Here is a 16,281-nt window from a genome sequence, read left to right on the forward strand (position 1 = left end):
AACTACATAAGAAAAATTCCGCCTTGTTATCATTTCATTTCTCCAGCGCTACTTCTGATCACATACTTAACAGAATTGGTATTGCTACCCAAAATAATAATAAGAGGAACAAGTTGTGGAAGCATTTGGCAATTTTTTAGATATGCTAGATGGTATGTTAGGGAGTGCCTTTTGGTTCCCATACGTACTGCTTGGTGTAGGTCTATTTTTCACCATTTATTTAAAATTTCCTCAGGTACTATACTTTAAACATGCCTGGAAAATAGTAAGTGGTAAATACGATAAAAAAGAACATGAAGGTGATACAACGCACTTTCAAGCACTTGCAACAGCACTTTCAGGTACCGTCGGTACAGGTAACATCGGTGGTGTAGCACTGGCGATTTCAATTGGTGGTCCTGCAGCGCTTTTCTGGATGTGGATGACCGCATTCTTTGGTATGACAACCAAATTTGTAGAAGTAACGCTTTCTCATAAATACCGTGTTAAAACAGAAGATGGCACTATGGCAGGTGGTCCTATGTATTACATGGATCGTCGTCTTAATATGAAATGGCTTGCTGTATTATTTGCCGTTGCGACTGTAATTAGCTCATTCGGTACAGGTTCACTGCCACAAATCAATAACATTGCACAGGGTATGGAAGCGAGCTTCGGTCTTGAGCCAATGCTAACAGGTGGTGTTTTAGCTATTTTACTTGCACTTGTTATTTTAGGTGGTATCAAGCGTATCGCCGCCATCACGTCACGTGTTGTACCATTTATGGCGGCTGTTTACATTATTGGTGCGTTTGGCGTTATCTTCTATAACATAGAAAACATCGGCCCTGCATTTGCGTCTGTATTTACTAATGCGTTTACAGGCTCTGCAGCAGCAGGTGGCTTTATTGGTGCATCATTTGCGTATGCGTTTAACCGTGGTGTAAACCGTGGTTTATTCTCAAACGAAGCAGGTCAAGGTTCAGCGCCAATTGCCCACGCATCTGCTAAGGCGGACGAGCCGGTATCAGAAGGTATGGTGTCAATTCTAGAGCCGTTCATTGATACAATCATTATTTGTACACTTACAGGTTTGGTGATTTTGTCATCAGGTGCATGGACTGAAAAGTTTGATACTCGTTTTGAGCGCACCAGTATGGAATTCATTGATGGTAACTACCACGAGCGTGTTGAAGCGCAGCGTAACGAGTTATATGCCTACCTGAATGATCAACAATCAAGTATTAAACCATTTAGCGGTAAGTTGAATGTAATTGAAGGTAAAGCGGTAAATCAAAACTTTACTGTAATTCATAACCGTTCAGTTGGTGAAGAAATTCGTTTCCTTTTAGATGGCGACCACCTTCACACTGGTACAGTAGTGATTGAAAAAGGTAGCATCGTTGATAAAAGCATTGTTGTTCGCGGCAAGTCACTTGTTCATTCTGCGGAACTAACAACACTAGCGTTCCAACGTGGTTACTTTGGTGAAAACGGTCAATACATTGTATCGATTGGCCTATTACTATTTGCATTCTCTACAGCAATTGCTTGGTCATATTACGGTGACCGTGCAATGACTTACCTACTAGGTTCGCGCTCAGTTATGCCGTATCGTGTATTTTATGTTGCTGCGTTCTTCTGGGCATCGTTTGCAGATACAACGCTCGTTTGGAAACTTGCAGCAGTGGCAATTGTTGTAATGACCTTACCTAACTTATTCGGCATTATGTTGCTTCGTAAAGAAATGAAGCAAGAAGTTGATGATTATTGGGTGAAGTTTAAAAAAGACAACAGCCAAGAAAAAGAGTAAACTAGAAGGCGCCGAAAGGCGCCTTTTTTAGTTAGCTTTAGGGAGCAGTAAATGGCGAGGATAAGTTGTCCAGCGTGTAGTAAACCAATCTCTGATAAACACAAAGTATGTCCACATTGTGACACTGCAGTGGCAGGACTTGATCAGCATGAAAGAGAAAAGCTTGCTTATCGCCAATATATCAAGCGTAAGCAAGGATTACTAAACCAGTCTTTTGTTGCACTGATTATTTTCCTGGGCGGTTTTTTATACCTTTATTCGCGAGAGCCCGCAGCTGAAAGCTTAGAACAAATGACAACCTATGGTGCGATAGCAGCAGGATTTGTCTGGTACATCATTAACCGTATTCGCATTATTTTATTGAAAAAGTCGTAACATGAATATCGAACAATTAGTTAACTCTCTTACTCCTGAATTATTTGCTCGCTTAGAATATGGCGCATCGACAGGTAAATGGCCTGACGGTACGCCTTTAACCGACGCACAAAAAGAACAAACAGTACAGTTAGTGATGCTTTACCAAGCAAAGGTTGCCAAAAGCAACGAACAATTTACTATCGGCGAAGATGGTCAAATGGTTCAAAAATCAAAAGCACAATTAAAGAAAGAATTTAGTCCACAAAATGAGATCGCAAGGTTCGCGCAAGATGATATTTAGTAGTTTATTCACGCCGAAATGGAAAAGTAAAAAAGTAGCCGAACGTTTAGTTGCGGTCAGTAAACTTGATTTAAATAAATCAAAAGAAAATGCGATTTTGAATCAGCTAGCGCAATCTGATGATAATGAAAAAGTACGCATTGCAGCATTAAAGCGCATCAACGATATTTCGTTGTGGTGGAAAACATACAAACAAACAACGAGTCAGTCACTGCAAAATAGCGCAGAAAAAGAGATATTTAATCAGCTAGCGCAGCATACACCCAATGAAGAAGAGTTAAACATTCTTATTAAACGTTGTGACAAACCGCAGCAGCTAGAATCGTTATTACCGCTAATAACTGACTTTGATAAAAAAGTAGCATTGTTAAAACGCATAGGTAATAAAGCGCTTATTTCAGATTTTTTTATTTCAGCCACTGAATCGCAGCAACCTCTTTTAGTGCCGCTTATGCAAAGCGTACAGCTAGATAAAGCGATTGTTAAACATGCAAAACCTGCACTGGCAAAACAGCTCAAAGAAGAGGCTGAAAAGCAACAACGTGAAGCGTTAAAACCACAACAAGTTAATCAGGCTGTAACGCTTGTTTTGGCAAAACTTAATGCACTCAGAGATAAGTTTGATTACATCAAATGCGCTGACGAGTTAGCTGTGTTATCAACAGAGTGGCAAAATCTAGAGCTAGAATATCTTGCAGACAGAGAGCAAGTTGAAGAAAAGCACCAAGTCATTTTGGCAAAAGTTGAGGCGCATCTAGCTACATTAAAAGTAAAATTTGATGAACTAAAAGCACAAGAAAATAAAAAAGCACAAATTGAAAACGCAAAAAACAATGCTTTAGCATTGAATAAAGAAGCTGAAGGTGTACTGAATACTTTATTAAGTGAACCAACTCCCGACAACCTGGCATCTCTTAATGCTGTGATTGCGAAAATGAAGACAGAGCTTGCGAGTCTAGAGCAGTTAAGTTTGCCTACGGCGAACTTCCAAAAGCAATTATTGACTATCGAAGGACAGTGTGAAGAAGTAAAAGCGGTAATTGATCTATTGCCTGCTATAGCCTCACAAGTAAATAAAGCAAAATCTCTTACAATTGCAACAAATTTACAAACGCTCGATGCGGCGCAAGCTGAAAAAGACGAGTGGTTTAATACTTCTAATGAAATGATTAAGGCGCTACCCAAGCCATTAATGCGTAATTATCTAAACCAATTACGCAGTCACGACAAAGCATGGTACTCAGCACACAAAGCTTTATTTAATGAGTTTAAGTCATTACAAGCGGGTATTTCTAAACAATTAAAAGACATTAAACGTTTAATTGAAGCAGGACGCTTCAAAGTGTGTTTTGGTATTTTCAAAGGTGTACAAACGTCGTTTAGCGAGCTGCCAACATCAGCACAACAACGCCTTGAAGCTGAATATCAATATGTTGAGCAAGAGCTTACTAAAGTAAATGAATGGCAAAGAGAAATTAGTTTACCAAAACGTCATGAGCTTATAGCTGAGGTAAATGAAAAAATTGCTGAACAATCAGATAATATTGAAGAGCTGAGCACGTGGATTAAAATTGCACGCAAGCGTTGGAACGAGCTGGGTTATGTTGCAACTGACGAAGAAAAAGCACTTGATGAACAGTTTAATTTGCAGTTAGAAGTAGCGTTTAAACCTTGTCGTGAACATTATGCAGCTCTTGAAGCTGTGCGCGAAGAAAATGTGGCTAAGCGTCAGTTGCTTATTAATGAATATCAAGCACTTTTAACTACTTTACCAAATATCAACCTGAAAGATATTGAAAAACAATATAAAAAATTAAAGCAAGACTGGCGTGACGCGGGTGAAGTTGATAACAAACGCTACAAGCAGCTATTAGCGAGTTTAAAACCAATTGATAATCAGATCTTCGCATTTATCAAAGAAAGTCACAGTAACAATGCATCATTAAAAACCCAGTTGGTTAAAGATGCAGAAGCATGTTTAACCAATGACAATATTGATGATGTGATTAACCAACTGAAAGCGCTTCAGGCGCGCTGGAAAGAAATTGGTTTTGCGGGTAAAAATCATGAGAATCAGCTTTGGAATGCGTTTCGTGAAATTAACGATAAGGCATTTGCATTACGTGACATTCAGAAAAAAGCTGAGCGTGAGCAACAAAACTCTCAGCTTGTTGCATTTCAAAGTCGTTATAAAGAGATAAATAATGCAGCTGATCTTAATAATTTTACTTCACTACAAACTGCCTTAACGCAATTGAAGGCATTAAAAGCAGAATTGTTTGATGCTTCGTTACATAAAACAAATGTAGCTAAAGAAATCAACGAATTGATTTTGCAATATCAAAATCATCTTGAAATGATAGAAAAAGAAAAATCCCAAGAGCAAATGATTTCTTTATTTGCTGCGCTAGAGCAAGGTGATATACCAATTGAATGGCAGCAAAAAGAAGTGAGTGAGCTTTCAAGGCATCAATTAACAATTCGTTTAGAGCTTTTAAACGAATTAGAGTCACCTGAAGCCGATACCGCACTTCGTCTTAGTGAACAAGTAACCTTGTTACAAGAAAAGGTAAACGGTAGCTTGCATGATAATGAATCATTATTAAATGCGTGGCTCAGTCATGGCGAACTTGATGAGGTATCACTTAAACTGCTTGCTAGAATAAAGCCAGCATTTATATAAAGTTTGCTGACTTAATAAAAAATAAAGCCACAATTTTGTGGCTTTATTTTTTTAACTCAGCTCGCTCAGTGCGAAGCCAGCTTAGCTTGTCTTTTTCATGGGAAAGGCGCTCTTTGTAACTTTCTTTAATGCGTTTTCGCTCTTCTTTTACTTCTTTTAGAAGCACCTTTTTTTCATCACTATTCATTGTTTGAAGAAGTTTACTGTTAAGCTTTTCTAACTCAAGAAAACGTTCTTGTTTGAGGGAGTTTATTTTATTTAACACACCTTTAATTTTGCTATCAAAAGCGTTAACCCTCTGATTAGTAGTAAATTCAGTTAGGGTTTTCTTATTTGCAAACGGTTTCGATGATGTATTTACTGGGGAAAATGAACGTTTTTCTTGGTTTAGTTCTGCTTTGCAAGGAAATTGACTGAATGTTACTCCTTGCTCTGAGGTACATTGATAGTAATCAGGTGCAGATAAGGCTATTAAGGGAGTGTACGCTAGGACGGCGAGATATTTCATTGTAGTTCCTTCTATACTCTAGTGACATCCTGTCATGTATTAGAGTATAGAAAGGGAATGGCTATTGCTCAAATTGCTTGAGTTTTTTAAGGCTTTCTACCAGGAAAGGTACTTCTAGCTGGCTTTCTATTGCAAAGCCTTGCTGAGCTGAAATTGTTTCGTGCTTTCCATCGGAGGTCAGAAGTGTCAGTTTATCTTTTTTATAAATTAATAGGGTGTTTCCACTTATATTTACACCGGTTTCATTTTCATTAAATATGTTATTACCTAGCGTAAATTTGTTTATACTTTGGCATGCGAATGTTGTTGCTAAGACACTGGTGATAACATCTTGAGGCGTTGTAATGGTTGCTGGTAGCAGTGATTCGCTAGTGTATAGTGTGGATTTGTGCCAAGCGCTTTCACTATTATCTGTAACCGCATAAGCATAATCAGCTTTTTGCTTAATCGCTTTGGTTAAATCATCCTCTGATTTAATGTAAAACATGGTTAAATTCGCATCAACATCTTCTGCTAGACGAGGTAAGTTGATAAACGATGCCCTTACCGTATTACTCCATGCTGGTAAAATACCTTGGGTGCGTATGGTTTTTTGATAATAGCTTGGCAAACCATAAATTAGATTAAACAGCGATTCTTGTTTATTGGCAGGCTGATAAAAATTCTCAATAGGGTTCAACGCGTGCTTTTGTAAATACGTGTTTAGTAATTCTTCAGAGTCAAAAACGTACACCAGCGCTTTGCTATTTACTGCTTTGCAAGAAAGTGCCTCTGAAGGGGCTACGTAAGTTACTTTGCCATTTGCAAAATCGACATTTTGCGCTTCTTTGTATTCATCTAAATCAACGAGTTGATAACGTGCTAGTAAGCTTTTTGCCGTTGTCGGGTAAGAAAGAGGCAACACATTATCTTGCTTTGTAATATCAAGCTTAACGTTTGCATCAGCCCAAATATGAATTAAATGACTCGCTACAAATGCAAAAATAAAAATTGGTGAAATATAACGGCGAAAAGGTTTTTGTCTTAACTCGGTTAGATGGCGCCATGTAAAGTTACTGGCAATGAGTTCGAAAAACAAAATTACAAAAATAATGCCGCCTGCTACAAACAAGGATAATGTTGGATTTGTCGAAATGGTATCACTTATTAATGAGACAATTTGCTCAAAGACTTGAGGTGAAAGATGATATCCCAATTGGAAATACACATAAGCATCAAGCGCTAAAAGTGACATTGTAAAAGTGGCTATAACCGCCGCCATACCACGAATATGGCGGGGGTAGGGAAACACTAAACTGAGTGGGAAAATTGTCAGCACAAAACATAAGAACGTTAAAAAGCTGATATGGCCAAGCCAATTAAAAATTAAAAAGGCCTTACCTGAGAGTGTCATTGGTAGCGGATCTGAAATTAAATACAGACTACTCACCACGAGCGCAAATAATATATTTGCAAAGGTAAACCAATGACCCCAACTTAACAGCTTTGCTGCTTTTGAGGAAAACGCCTGTTGTGATGACAAATTCATAGCGTTACTTTGCAGAGTCTTTTAAGGCTTGTGTAAAGTTGTCGATCAGTGCTTGTCGTTGTGCAGCAGGCACTTTCTCATTAATAATATGAGAAAGTGTATTTCCTAAACACATTAAACTTAAATCTAGTGGTGCTTTATGTGCTACAAGTGTTTTTAAAAGGTCATCTACAAGATTTTCTACTTGCTGGTCTGAATATTTTGATAAGATAGGCATCAATTAAGTTCTAATTTTATAAAATTACTCATATTTTAACATTTGAGGCGTGAAAAACAAAGATGACAGTGCAAGTAGAAAGACTCGTCGTTCACTATGTAGACAAAAAAGACGAAACCGTTGAAATTCATCTACGCAATGATGAAATGCCAGTAAATGACAAGGTAAACATCTTTATTGAGCAACTACACCATGCTTATAACGGTAAACCAGGCAAAGGGTTTTGTGGTTTCAGCTCTGAAAAAAATGGCGTGGTGAGTTCATGTATTCAAAGTTACCGTCAAGGTGAGATGCATTTTTATCATTTAACTGAGCAAGCAGCAGAAGTTCTAAAAGAAGAGCTTAATAAATACGCCTTCAATGAAACCGGTTACTTAATTTTCTGTCACTATCGTTTTGTGGCAGATGATTATGTAATGATCGCCCTTGTTAATGTTAAAGAGCATTATTCTATTAACCAAGAATTAGATTTAACCTCATCGCGTCATTTAGATATTGCTAAAATGCAGTTAGCGGCGCGTATTGACCTCAATGGTATGGCTACAGCGCTTGAGGATAATCGTTACATTTCATTTATTAAAGGGCGCGCAGGTAGAAAAGTTGCAGATTTCTTTTTAGATTTCCTAGGTTGTGAAGAGGGCATCGATGCAAGACAGCAATCTCAGGCAATGCTTTCTGCTGTGGAAGATTATTTATCTGACAGACAGTTTGATAAATCGGAGAAAGACGATTTGCGCAAACAAGTTTTTGATTATTGTTCTGATTGTGTTGCAACAGGCAGTGACGCAGATGTTTCTCAGTTATCAAATACCATTAGTCGCGATGAAAATGTGAGCTTTGATAGCTTTTATAAAGAACAAGCTTATGATCTTGAAGAATCGTTTCCGGTAGATAAGAAAACAGTCACGTCAATGGTTAAATTTTCCGGTCAAGGAAGTGGAGTAAGTGTTAGTTTTGAACGTAAGCACTTAGGTGAACGTGTTCTTTACGATAAGTACACAGATACATTAACTATCAAAGGAATTCCACCTAATTTAAAGGACCAATTAGAACGCTTTTTTGAAGAGAATTAATTGTTCTTTGTTCATAGGCATCAGATTTAGATTTATCGACTCTATTTAAATTACTCGATTTGAAGCAAAAAAAGAGCCGCATTAAGCGGCTCTTTTAGTTACAACTTAAGATTAAACTGTTTTTGCCATTGGCGCACTAGCTTTACTCACAGGGTTTATGCTGCCTGGGCGCATTGCACTTGCCACAGGCACTTGACGTTCATTATGGGCCATTGCTGTTGGCATGATAAAGCCGTCTGTAAGTGCGGCACCTGTTGCTTTCGTCATAGGTGCACTTGCGTGAGCGTAAACTGTACCGTTCGATTTAGGCTTATTTGCATCAACAGAAATTTCAGCTTTAACATTTTCAGTGCCGATAGTGTTATCAACTGCAGGCTCTTCAACTGTTACTTCTTCAATTTTTGCTGTAACTTCAGCGTCGGCAACTGGCTCTGTGGTTAATTCTGGCGCAGACACTTTTGTAACGCTAGGCTCTATTAAATCAACATCATTAGATATCGTGTTTTCAGCTGTGTTTGCTTCAGAAGCAGGCTTAACTGAAGCTACAGCTGCGGCGTCTTCCACTATTTCTTGTTCAGCATCAGAAGTTAGTGTCTCTGCAACAACTGGTCGACTTGTTTCTGGAGCTTTTACAGCTTGTGCTTCGATAACTGCTTGCGCTACAGGTACATTATCATCTTTTTGCTCTTCTTCGGCCATTGCTTGATCAGCTACAGGCACAAAACCAGGTGATTCAGTTGTTTCAATTTCGATATCAGACTTGTTTTCACTCGGCTTTTTACGACGTTGCCCAGCAGCGCGTAGGTGACGTGGTGAGCGACGTGAACGAGTTCGCGTCTCTTTTTCATCTTCTGAAGAATCTGACTCAGCAGGTGCTTCTTGCTTTGCAGATTGTACCTTAGCTGTTTCACTGCTTTTTGGTGCTTCATGTGAAACTGCAGGCTGCTTTTCTTCTGGTGAAGAAACTTCTTCAACTGCAACTGGTGTAACAACTTCAGCTTCAATTTGTGTTGCCACTGGTTCTACAGCAGGCATCGGCTTTTTCGCTTTAGCTGGTTTTTTCTCAACAGATTTTGGTTCTACTGGCTTAGTTACGGCTTCTTGAGCAACTGCAGTTTCAGTTGCACTAGTTTCAACTACCGCTGTGTCATTGGTGTTTTCAACACGCACTTTCTTGCGCATGTTTCTTCTTTGACGACGCTCTTTTACCTTAACTGGTTGCTCATTTGCTGTTGTTTCAACTTGTTTTTGCTCTTTGTCCACTTTATTGGCGTTTGAGCGGTTGTTACGACGGCGACGGTTATTGTTCTCTTTTGCGTTACGCTTTTCATCACGTTGTTCGCGCTGCTCCTTTTGCTCATTGGCATTTTGCTTAGCACGATTATTAGGCTTACGTTGATTACGGCGACGGTTGTCATTACTACGCTGGTTATTACGACGACCACCACGTTTTTTCACTGGCTTTTCAGGTTCTTCAGTTGCAAATAAACTGCCAAACCATTTTGCAATTTTGGTAAATAAACCTTCTTTTTCTTCTTTCTTAACTGGCGCAGGCTCACTTGGAACAACAACACCTTGCAGTACTGGCTGTTCTTTTACTGCTTTTTCAGCATGAACGATTGTTTCAACGTTTACTTCTGGCGCTTGAACTTGGTCAAAGCTTACAGTTTCAATTGTTTCGTCTTTCTTTAAACGAATAACTTCATAGTGCGGCGTCTCCAAATGCGGGTTAGGAATAATCACAACGTGACAACCATGACGCTTTTCGATACGACGTACGCTCTTACGTTTTTCATTTAAAAGATAAGTTGCAACCGGTACTGGTACCTGTGCATTTACTTGCGAAGTATTGTCTTTAATTGCTTCTTCTTCTAATAAACGAAGAATAGACAGTGCTAACGACTCATTAGAACGCACAGTACCTTGGCCGTTACAGCGTGGACAAGTACCTTGGCTTGCTTCACCCAGTGACGGACGAAGACGCTGACGCGACATTTCAAGTAAGCCGAAACGTGAAATTTTGCCAATTTGAACGCGCGCGCGATCAGGCTTAACCGCATCTTTCAAACGATTTTCTACCGCACGTTGGTGGCGCGGCGGAGTCATATCGATGAAATCGATAACTACTAAACCACCTAAGTCACGTAAACGAAGTTGACGTGCAATTTCGTCAGCAGCTTCTAAATTTGTATTTAATGCTGTCTCTTCAATATCACCGCCTTTTGTTGCTTTAGACGAGTTAATATCGATTGACGTTAATGCTTCTGTTGGGTCAATTACAATTGAACCACCTGATGGTAAACGCACTTCACGTTGGAAAGCAGATTCAATTTGGCTTTCAATTTGATAGTGAGTAAATAATGGTGCATCGCCTGTGTATAGTTTTACACGGTTAATAAAGTCAGGACGGAAACGCTCAATGTGTGCTTTTGCCTCATCAAATACGCGCTGCTTATCAATTAAGATTTCACCAATATCACGACGTAAATAATCGCGAATAGCGCGGAAAATTACATTACTTTCTTGGTGAATTAAAAACGGAGCAGGGCCGCTTTCAGATGCTTTTTTAATAGCGTCCCAATGAACAAGTAGTGCACGTAAATCGTATTCAAGCTCTTCGAACGATTTGCCTACACCTGCTGTACGAACAATTAAGCCCATACCTTTTGGTAATTCTAAACGAGATAATGCTTCTTTTAGTTCAGTTCGTTCATCACCTTCGATACGACGTGAAATACCGCCTGCGCGAGGGTTGTTAGGCATTAAGACTAAGTAACTACCAGCAACACTGATAAAGGTTGTAAGTGCAGCACCTTTTTGACCGCGCTCTTCTTTATCAACTTGTACGATTACCTCTTGGCCTTCTTTAACTACATCTTTAATGTTTGGACGACCGTTGAAGGTGTAACCGTCAGGGAAATAACTGCGGGCAATTTCTTTAAGAGGTAAGAAACCATGGCGTTCTGCACCATAGTCAACAAAAGCTGCTTCAAGAGAAGGTTCTACGCGAGTAATTTTACCTTTGTAGATATTTGCTTTTTTTTGTTCATGGCCAGGGCTTTCGATATCTAAATCATACAAGCGCTGTCCATCAACCAGTGCAACGCGCATTTCTTCTTGTTGCGTTGCATTGATCAGCATACGTTTCATATTGTTAAACTCTATATAGTAGTAGAGATTAACAACCATACTTGTTCAGACACCCACGAAATTGTGCAGTCTCACGACTGGGCTGTCTGGGTGGAGTATTACTCCGATTTTCTGTTAAATTGCCTACTGGCAGGTGCTCGGCATTGTTCAGCCCAGCACAAAAATTCATTTAAATATATTCTGAACGACGTGTGGTCGTAAATCTCGTATCTTATCTTTTAAAATACGTTTATTAGCTGAGTTCGATGGGGCTTTTCCGGGTCACAATCTAGTACACTCATTGCTTCAGTGGGCCACTACATGCGCTTTAAGATCGTTAAAAGCTTTTGAAAGCTGTCAGAGACCTGTATGATCTGCGTCTTAAAGCGTGTTTCATCGTTAGCTTTGGCTAATAAAACACCAAATTGACTGTTGGAGCGGAATTTTTGCTCTCAAAGGTTCAATTTCGAACGCGATTATCCCATTAAATATGGACGCTTCGCAACTAAATTATTACTCAAATCAGTGATTAGGCAATGTCAGAACAGCAAAAAAATCAGGTCCAATTTGTTGATATCGATGAAGGCAATGATGGCCAACGAATTGATAACTTTTTAATTACCTTTTTGAAGGGTGTGCCTAAGAGTGCCATTTATCGCATTTTGCGAAAAGGTGAAGTGCGCGTAAATAAAAAACGCATTAAACCGATATACAAACTGAAAGCGGGCGATATGGTACGTATTCCGCCAGTTAAAGTTGCTGAAAAACAAGAGTTTGTGCCTAAAAATCTCGATAAAATCAATAAGCTTGAAGACGCCATTCTGTTTGAAGATAAATACTTGATGGTTATTAATAAGCCTTCTGGCATGGCAGTACATGGTGGCAGTGGCTTAAGTTATGGCTTAATTGAGGCGCTACGTAGTATTCGCCCTGAAGAGCGTAACCTTGAGTTAGTGCATCGTTTAGACCGAGATACATCAGGCTGTTTGCTGGTTTCAAAAAAACGCTCCATTTTACGTGGTTTACACGAGCAACTGCGTGAAAAAACCATGGAGAAAAATTATTGGGCACTAGTTACAGGTAGTTGGGCAAGCAAAATTAAAAATGTTACCGAGCCACTTCGTAAAAATACCTTGCAATCAGGTGAGCGTGTGGTGCGTGTTGATGAAGCAGAAGGTAAACCAAGTCAAACACGTTTTCGTGTATTAGAGCGTTTTGGTCAATTTGCAACATTAGTACAAGCATCGCCTGTGACGGGAAGAACACACCAAATTCGTGTGCATACGCAATGCAAAGGCCATCCTATAGCATGTGATGACAAATACGGTGTTGCAGAGTTTGATAGCGAAATGAAGAAAAAGGGCTTAAACCGTCTTTTCTTACATGCTCATGACTTAACATTTGTACATCCTAAAACAGAAGAGTCTATGCGTGTTGAAGCGCCTTTAGATGGCAATTTAAAAAATTGCTTAAAAACACTTCGTGAAGACAAGTAATGACTAACAAACAATTAATCATTTTTGATTGGGACGGTACCATTATGGATACCGTGCCAAAAATTGTGAATACGGTTAAATTGGTGGCAGACTGCCACCAATTAGCTCGACCAACTGATGATGCAATCAGACAGATTATCGGGCTTAGTCTTGATGTAGCCATTAACGAACTGTTTGAAAAGCCGTCAATGACTTTAACCCTCTCGCAAAGTTATAAAGACATTTACGTAAACGAAGAAACACCATCAACGCTTTTTCCTCATGTAAGAGAGTGTTTAACAGCACTACATGAAAAAGGCTATACACTTGCTGTGGCAACGGGTAAAAGTCGGAAGGGATTAAACCGTTTAATGGCGGAAACAGAATTGGCACATCTATTTAAGGCAACACGTACAGCTTGTGAATGTGCTTCAAAACCATCGCCTGAAATGATTTTAGAAATTTGTGATGAACTTAATATCGCAAGTGATAAAACCGTGATGGTTGGCGATACAACGATGGACTTAGCGATGGCAAACAATGCTAAGGCAACATCGGTAGGTGTAAGTTTTGGCGCTCACCCGGTGAGTCAATTAAAGCCGCTTAAACCATTCGCCATTATTGATCAGTTTGAGCAGCTAGTAGACTTGTTTTAAATTAATCAGCGTTCAGATTAAGTGGGTCAACATCAAACTCATGTAATAACGATGTGAGCTTGATTAAAGGAAGGCCCACTAAACTGTTTGGGTCCTCACCAACTATTTTATCAAAAAGAACAATTCCCAAACCTTCAGATTTAAAACTGCCAGCACAGTTTAATGGTTGCTCTATATCGATGTAATTCTCAATTTGGCTTTGCGTTAACTCTCTAAAATAGACTTGGGTTATATCGTGGGTCACATGGAACTTATCTGATTCGATATCAAAAACCGCTAAAGATGTAATGAACTCTACTTTTTGACCTGAAAAAAGAGTTAGCTGTTCAATCGCTTTGTCTCGTGTATGCGGTTTACCTAATATCTGTCCATCAAAAAGGGCAACTTGATCCGAACCTATCACAATACCTTGCTGGTAAATTTGCGTGGCTGTTTTCGCTTTTTCAATTGCTAATCTTTCGACTAATTCAATTGGCGCTTCATTCGTTTTGGTGCTTTCATCAATGTCTGGTGAAAACGCATCAAAATTTGGCAATATTTTTTTTAAAATTGATTTTCGAAACGGTGAACTTGACGCTAAAATAAACGGGGTTTTCATGATAATTTTCAACGAATACTTACTTTTTGCGCAGAATAGAATTCAATTGCCCTAAATGCAAAGGAAAGTTGAATTTTATTTTGACTATAAGTCTAACAATCTATATGATGCAGCCCCTATGCAAAAGGTGAAGATTCCGATCACGCTTGATCCGGTAAGAACAGCACAAAAACAGGTCAGTTATGACGGTGTTGTGTTGTTTGAACAACTTCCTCGATTACTCGAAGTAGTTGTTAGGAGCGAGGGTGAGGTCGAAGTTAAGATTCATTTCAGAAAAGATGAACAAGGTATTAGTGTTGTCGAAGGCCAAGCCAAAGCCAACATTACTACAGTTTGTCAGCGCTGTAATGAAGAGTTAGGGTTGGATTTGGAACTAGACTTTGCTTATTCGCCAATAGGTATAGGTAAGTCATCTGAGCATCTACCGTCATGTTATGACGTTGTAGAGATGGATGAGGAAGGTGAAATTAACTTGCATCAACTTGTTGAAGACGAGTTAATGTTAGCCATCCCAATAGTACCGATGCATGAAGAGTCTCATTGCAGATTTTCAGAAAAGCCATTGAGCTTTGGTGAAATAAAAGCAGAAGATGACAAACCAAATCCATTTGAAATTTTGAAACAACTTAAGAAAGATTCTTAGGAGATAAGGCAATGGCTGTACAAAAAAGCAAGAAGTCTCGCTCTAAGCGTGGTATGCGTCGTTCACACGATGCGATCAATGGTCCAACTCTAACTGTTGATCCAGTATCAGGTGAAACTCACCGTCGTCACCACGTAACTGCAGACGGTTACTACAAAGGCGAAAAAGTAGTTTCTTAATCGAGCTATTTTGATGTCTAATCTAACCATAGCGTTAGATATAATGGGGGGCGATTACGGCCCCCGTTCTTCGTTGCCAGCAGCAATTGAAGCTGTTAATTTGCACGATAATATCACCCTGATTTTATGTGGTAACGAAACACTTATTCGCACTGAGCTAGAAAAGCTCGACGCACTGCAACATCCTAGATTACATATCAAACACTGTAGTGAAGTTGTTAATAACGACGACAAACCTGCTACGGCATTACGTTCAAAAAAAGATTCTTCCATGCGAAAGGCCCTTGATTTAGTTAAATCAGGTGAGGCGCAAGCATGTGTATCAGCGGGCAATACAGGCGCTTTATTCGCAATGGCTTACTGCATTTTGAAAATGCTGCCAGGCATTAGCCGTCCGGCACTTATTAGCTCTGTGCCAACAGAAAAGCCAAAACCAGTTTACCTTCTTGACTTAGGTGCCAACGTTACTGCTGATCCTGAAACATTATTTGAATTTGCTTTAATGGGCAGCGTGGTGGCCGAGCAGTCACAAGGCATAAAAAACCCGACAGTAGGTTTACTTAATATTGGTGCTGAAGTAATAAAAGGCCATGATGATATCAAACGCGCAGCAGAAATTTTTGAGCAATCTGACGCAATAAATTACATCGGTTACTGTGAAGGCACAGACATTTTTAAAGGTAAGGCCGATGTTATTGTGTGTGATGGTTTTGTGGGCAATATTGCACTAAAAACCTGTGAGGGTATCGCTAAAATGATCATTCATAAGCTGAACAAAACCCTTAAGAAAAGTATTTTTTATCGTGCAGCGGCACTTTTAATGTTTCCAGTGCTAAAAAAGCTCTATAAAAAGATGAACCCCGACCAGTATAACGGTGCAAGTTTGGTAGGATTACGCGGTATTGTGGTTAAAAGTCACGGTAATGCTAAATCGCCTGCATTTTTAGCAGCTATTAACGAAGCCGTGAGAGAAGTTGAAAAGCAACTTCCTGAAAAAATTGAAGCCCGTTTTGCAGCGCTAAAAGGCCAACAATTGGACCTTGAAAATGTGGATAAAGATTCATTTTGTTCACCCTGCAATAAGTAAGCGCATTTTTTCCACTTAAAGAATTTTTATAACCAGCAGTAGCTGGTTTTGTTTT

Annotated in this window: 15 protein-coding genes; 10 read left to right on the forward strand and 5 right to left on the reverse strand. The window is 39.3% G+C overall.

What is annotated here, in order from left to right:
- Positions 1 to 115 precede the first annotated feature (115 nt).
- The 4 genes from ON073_RS13820 to ON073_RS13835 are packed head-to-tail and all read left to right on the forward strand — an operon-like array spanning position 116 to position 5,133.
- The gene (locus ON073_RS13820; protein ID WP_274762467.1) at positions 116 to 1,792 is read left to right on the forward strand and encodes an alanine/glycine:cation symporter family protein; all 1,677 of its coding nucleotides are present in this window, start codon (positions 116 to 118) and stop codon (positions 1,790 to 1,792) included.
- Between the two features lie 51 nt (positions 1,793 to 1,843).
- Positions 1,844 to 2,167, forward strand: a complete 324-nt coding sequence (locus tag ON073_RS13825; protein ID WP_274762468.1) for a hypothetical protein — start codon at positions 1,844 to 1,846, stop codon at positions 2,165 to 2,167.
- A gap of 1 nt (position 2,168) precedes the next feature.
- A complete protein-coding gene (locus ON073_RS13830) occupies positions 2,169 to 2,450 on the forward strand; it encodes a YeaC family protein (RefSeq protein WP_274762469.1) in 282 nt (93 codons plus the stop codon).
- Complete coding sequence (locus ON073_RS13835; protein ID WP_274762470.1) at positions 2,440 to 5,133, forward strand: DUF349 domain-containing protein; 2,694 nt, start codon at positions 2,440 to 2,442, stop codon at positions 5,131 to 5,133. The genes ON073_RS13830 and ON073_RS13835 overlap by 11 nt, the downstream gene beginning before the upstream one ends.
- A 43-nt stretch (positions 5,134 to 5,176) precedes the next feature.
- On the opposite strand, the gene ON073_RS13840 is transcribed toward ON073_RS13835, so the two are convergent.
- The 3 genes from ON073_RS13840 to ON073_RS13850 all read right to left on the reverse strand — a co-directional run bounded on the left by ON073_RS13840 (position 5,177) and on the right by ON073_RS13850 (position 7,386).
- Positions 5,177 to 5,641: a hypothetical protein gene (locus tag ON073_RS13840; RefSeq protein ID WP_274762471.1), complete on the reverse strand. Its 465-nt coding sequence runs from the start codon at positions 5,639 to 5,641 to the stop codon at positions 5,177 to 5,179.
- Positions 5,642 to 5,702: 61 nt separating this feature from the next.
- Positions 5,703 to 7,169, reverse strand: a complete 1,467-nt coding sequence (locus ON073_RS13845) for a DUF3413 domain-containing protein (RefSeq protein WP_274762472.1) — start codon at positions 7,167 to 7,169, stop codon at positions 5,703 to 5,705.
- A 4-nt stretch (positions 7,170 to 7,173) separates the two neighbouring features.
- Positions 7,174 to 7,386 carry a DUF1414 domain-containing protein gene (locus tag ON073_RS13850; protein WP_274762473.1) on the reverse strand — a complete coding sequence of 71 codons (213 nt, stop codon included), beginning with the start codon at positions 7,384 to 7,386 and terminating at the stop codon, positions 7,174 to 7,176.
- A 62-nt stretch (positions 7,387 to 7,448) separates the two neighbouring features.
- On the opposite strand from ON073_RS13850, the gene yejK reads away from it, so the two are divergent.
- Complete coding sequence (gene yejK, locus ON073_RS13855) at positions 7,449 to 8,459, forward strand: nucleoid-associated protein YejK (RefSeq protein ID WP_274762474.1); 1,011 nt, start codon at positions 7,449 to 7,451, stop codon at positions 8,457 to 8,459.
- Positions 8,460 to 8,570: 111 nt separating this feature from the next.
- Here yejK and rne read toward each other — a convergent pair whose 3' ends face one another.
- Positions 8,571 to 11,609: a ribonuclease E gene (gene rne / locus ON073_RS13860; RefSeq protein WP_274762475.1), complete on the reverse strand. Its 3,039-nt coding sequence runs from the start codon at positions 11,607 to 11,609 to the stop codon at positions 8,571 to 8,573.
- 515 nt (positions 11,610 to 12,124) lie between these two features.
- Here rne and rluC point away from each other — a divergent pair.
- Positions 12,125 to 13,084, forward strand: a complete 960-nt coding sequence (rluC, locus tag ON073_RS13865) for a 23S rRNA pseudouridine(955/2504/2580) synthase RluC (protein WP_274762476.1) — start codon at positions 12,125 to 12,127, stop codon at positions 13,082 to 13,084.
- Positions 13,084 to 13,719 (forward strand): HAD-IIIA family hydrolase, encoded by a 636-nt coding sequence (locus ON073_RS13870; protein WP_274762477.1) that lies wholly within the window; start codon positions 13,084 to 13,086, stop codon positions 13,717 to 13,719. Before rluC ends, ON073_RS13870 begins: the two co-directional genes overlap by 1 nt.
- 1 nt (position 13,720) lies before the next feature.
- On the opposite strand, the gene ON073_RS13875 is transcribed toward ON073_RS13870, so the two are convergent.
- On the reverse strand, positions 13,721 to 14,317 hold the full coding sequence (locus ON073_RS13875) for a Maf family protein (protein WP_274762478.1): 597 nt from the start codon (positions 14,315 to 14,317) through the stop codon (positions 13,721 to 13,723).
- A 118-nt stretch (positions 14,318 to 14,435) separates the two neighbouring features.
- Here ON073_RS13875 and yceD point away from each other — a divergent pair, with 118 nt between their 5' ends.
- Genes yceD through plsX form a run of 3 tightly spaced genes read left to right on the forward strand, consistent with a single transcriptional unit; the run spans position 14,436 to position 16,226 of the window.
- Entirely contained in the window at positions 14,436 to 14,960 is a 525-nt protein-coding gene (gene yceD, locus ON073_RS13880) for a 23S rRNA accumulation protein YceD (RefSeq protein WP_274762479.1), read from the forward strand.
- Positions 14,961 to 14,971: 11 nt separating this feature from the next.
- Complete coding sequence (gene rpmF, locus ON073_RS13885) at positions 14,972 to 15,139, forward strand: 50S ribosomal protein L32 (RefSeq protein WP_010559953.1); 168 nt, start codon at positions 14,972 to 14,974, stop codon at positions 15,137 to 15,139.
- A gap of 10 nt (positions 15,140 to 15,149) precedes the next feature.
- Positions 15,150 to 16,226 (forward strand): phosphate acyltransferase PlsX, encoded by a 1,077-nt coding sequence (plsX, locus tag ON073_RS13890; protein WP_274762480.1) that lies wholly within the window; start codon positions 15,150 to 15,152, stop codon positions 16,224 to 16,226.
- Positions 16,227 to 16,281: the final 55 nt, after the last annotated feature.

The organism is Pseudoalteromonas sp. G4, from assembly GCF_028875915.1.
GTDB lineage: Bacteria > Pseudomonadota > Gammaproteobacteria > Enterobacterales > Alteromonadaceae > Pseudoalteromonas.

What these genes read in the sequence shown, in the direction of transcription:
- ON073_RS13845 (WP_274762472.1), bottom strand. Translation starts at nt 7,169, where the DNA reads ATGAATTTGTCATCACAACAGGCGTTTTCCTCAAAAGCAGCAAAGCTG.
- ON073_RS13835 (WP_274762470.1), top strand. Translation starts at nt 2,440, where the DNA reads ATGATATTTAGTAGTTTATTCACGCCGAAATGGAAAAGTAAAAAAGTA.
- ON073_RS13840 (WP_274762471.1), bottom strand. Translation starts at nt 5,641, where the DNA reads ATGAAATATCTCGCCGTCCTAGCGTACACTCCCTTAATAGCCTTATCT.
- ON073_RS13825 (WP_274762468.1), top strand. Translation starts at nt 1,844, where the DNA reads ATGGCGAGGATAAGTTGTCCAGCGTGTAGTAAACCAATCTCTGATAAA.
- ON073_RS13870 (WP_274762477.1), top strand. Translation starts at nt 13,084, where the DNA reads ATGACTAACAAACAATTAATCATTTTTGATTGGGACGGTACCATTATG.
- rpmF (WP_010559953.1), top strand. Translation starts at nt 14,972, where the DNA reads ATGGCTGTACAAAAAAGCAAGAAGTCTCGCTCTAAGCGTGGTATGCGT.
- ON073_RS13875 (WP_274762478.1), bottom strand. Translation starts at nt 14,317, where the DNA reads ATGAAAACCCCGTTTATTTTAGCGTCAAGTTCACCGTTTCGAAAATCA.
- ON073_RS13850 (WP_274762473.1), bottom strand. Translation starts at nt 7,386, where the DNA reads ATGCCTATCTTATCAAAATATTCAGACCAGCAAGTAGAAAATCTTGTA.
- yceD (WP_274762479.1), top strand. Translation starts at nt 14,436, where the DNA reads ATGCAAAAGGTGAAGATTCCGATCACGCTTGATCCGGTAAGAACAGCA.
- ON073_RS13830 (WP_274762469.1), top strand. Translation starts at nt 2,169, where the DNA reads ATGAATATCGAACAATTAGTTAACTCTCTTACTCCTGAATTATTTGCT.
- yejK (WP_274762474.1), top strand. Translation starts at nt 7,449, where the DNA reads ATGACAGTGCAAGTAGAAAGACTCGTCGTTCACTATGTAGACAAAAAA.
- rluC (WP_274762476.1), top strand. Translation starts at nt 12,125, where the DNA reads ATGTCAGAACAGCAAAAAAATCAGGTCCAATTTGTTGATATCGATGAA.
- rne (WP_274762475.1), bottom strand. Translation starts at nt 11,609, where the DNA reads ATGAAACGTATGCTGATCAATGCAACGCAACAAGAAGAAATGCGCGTT.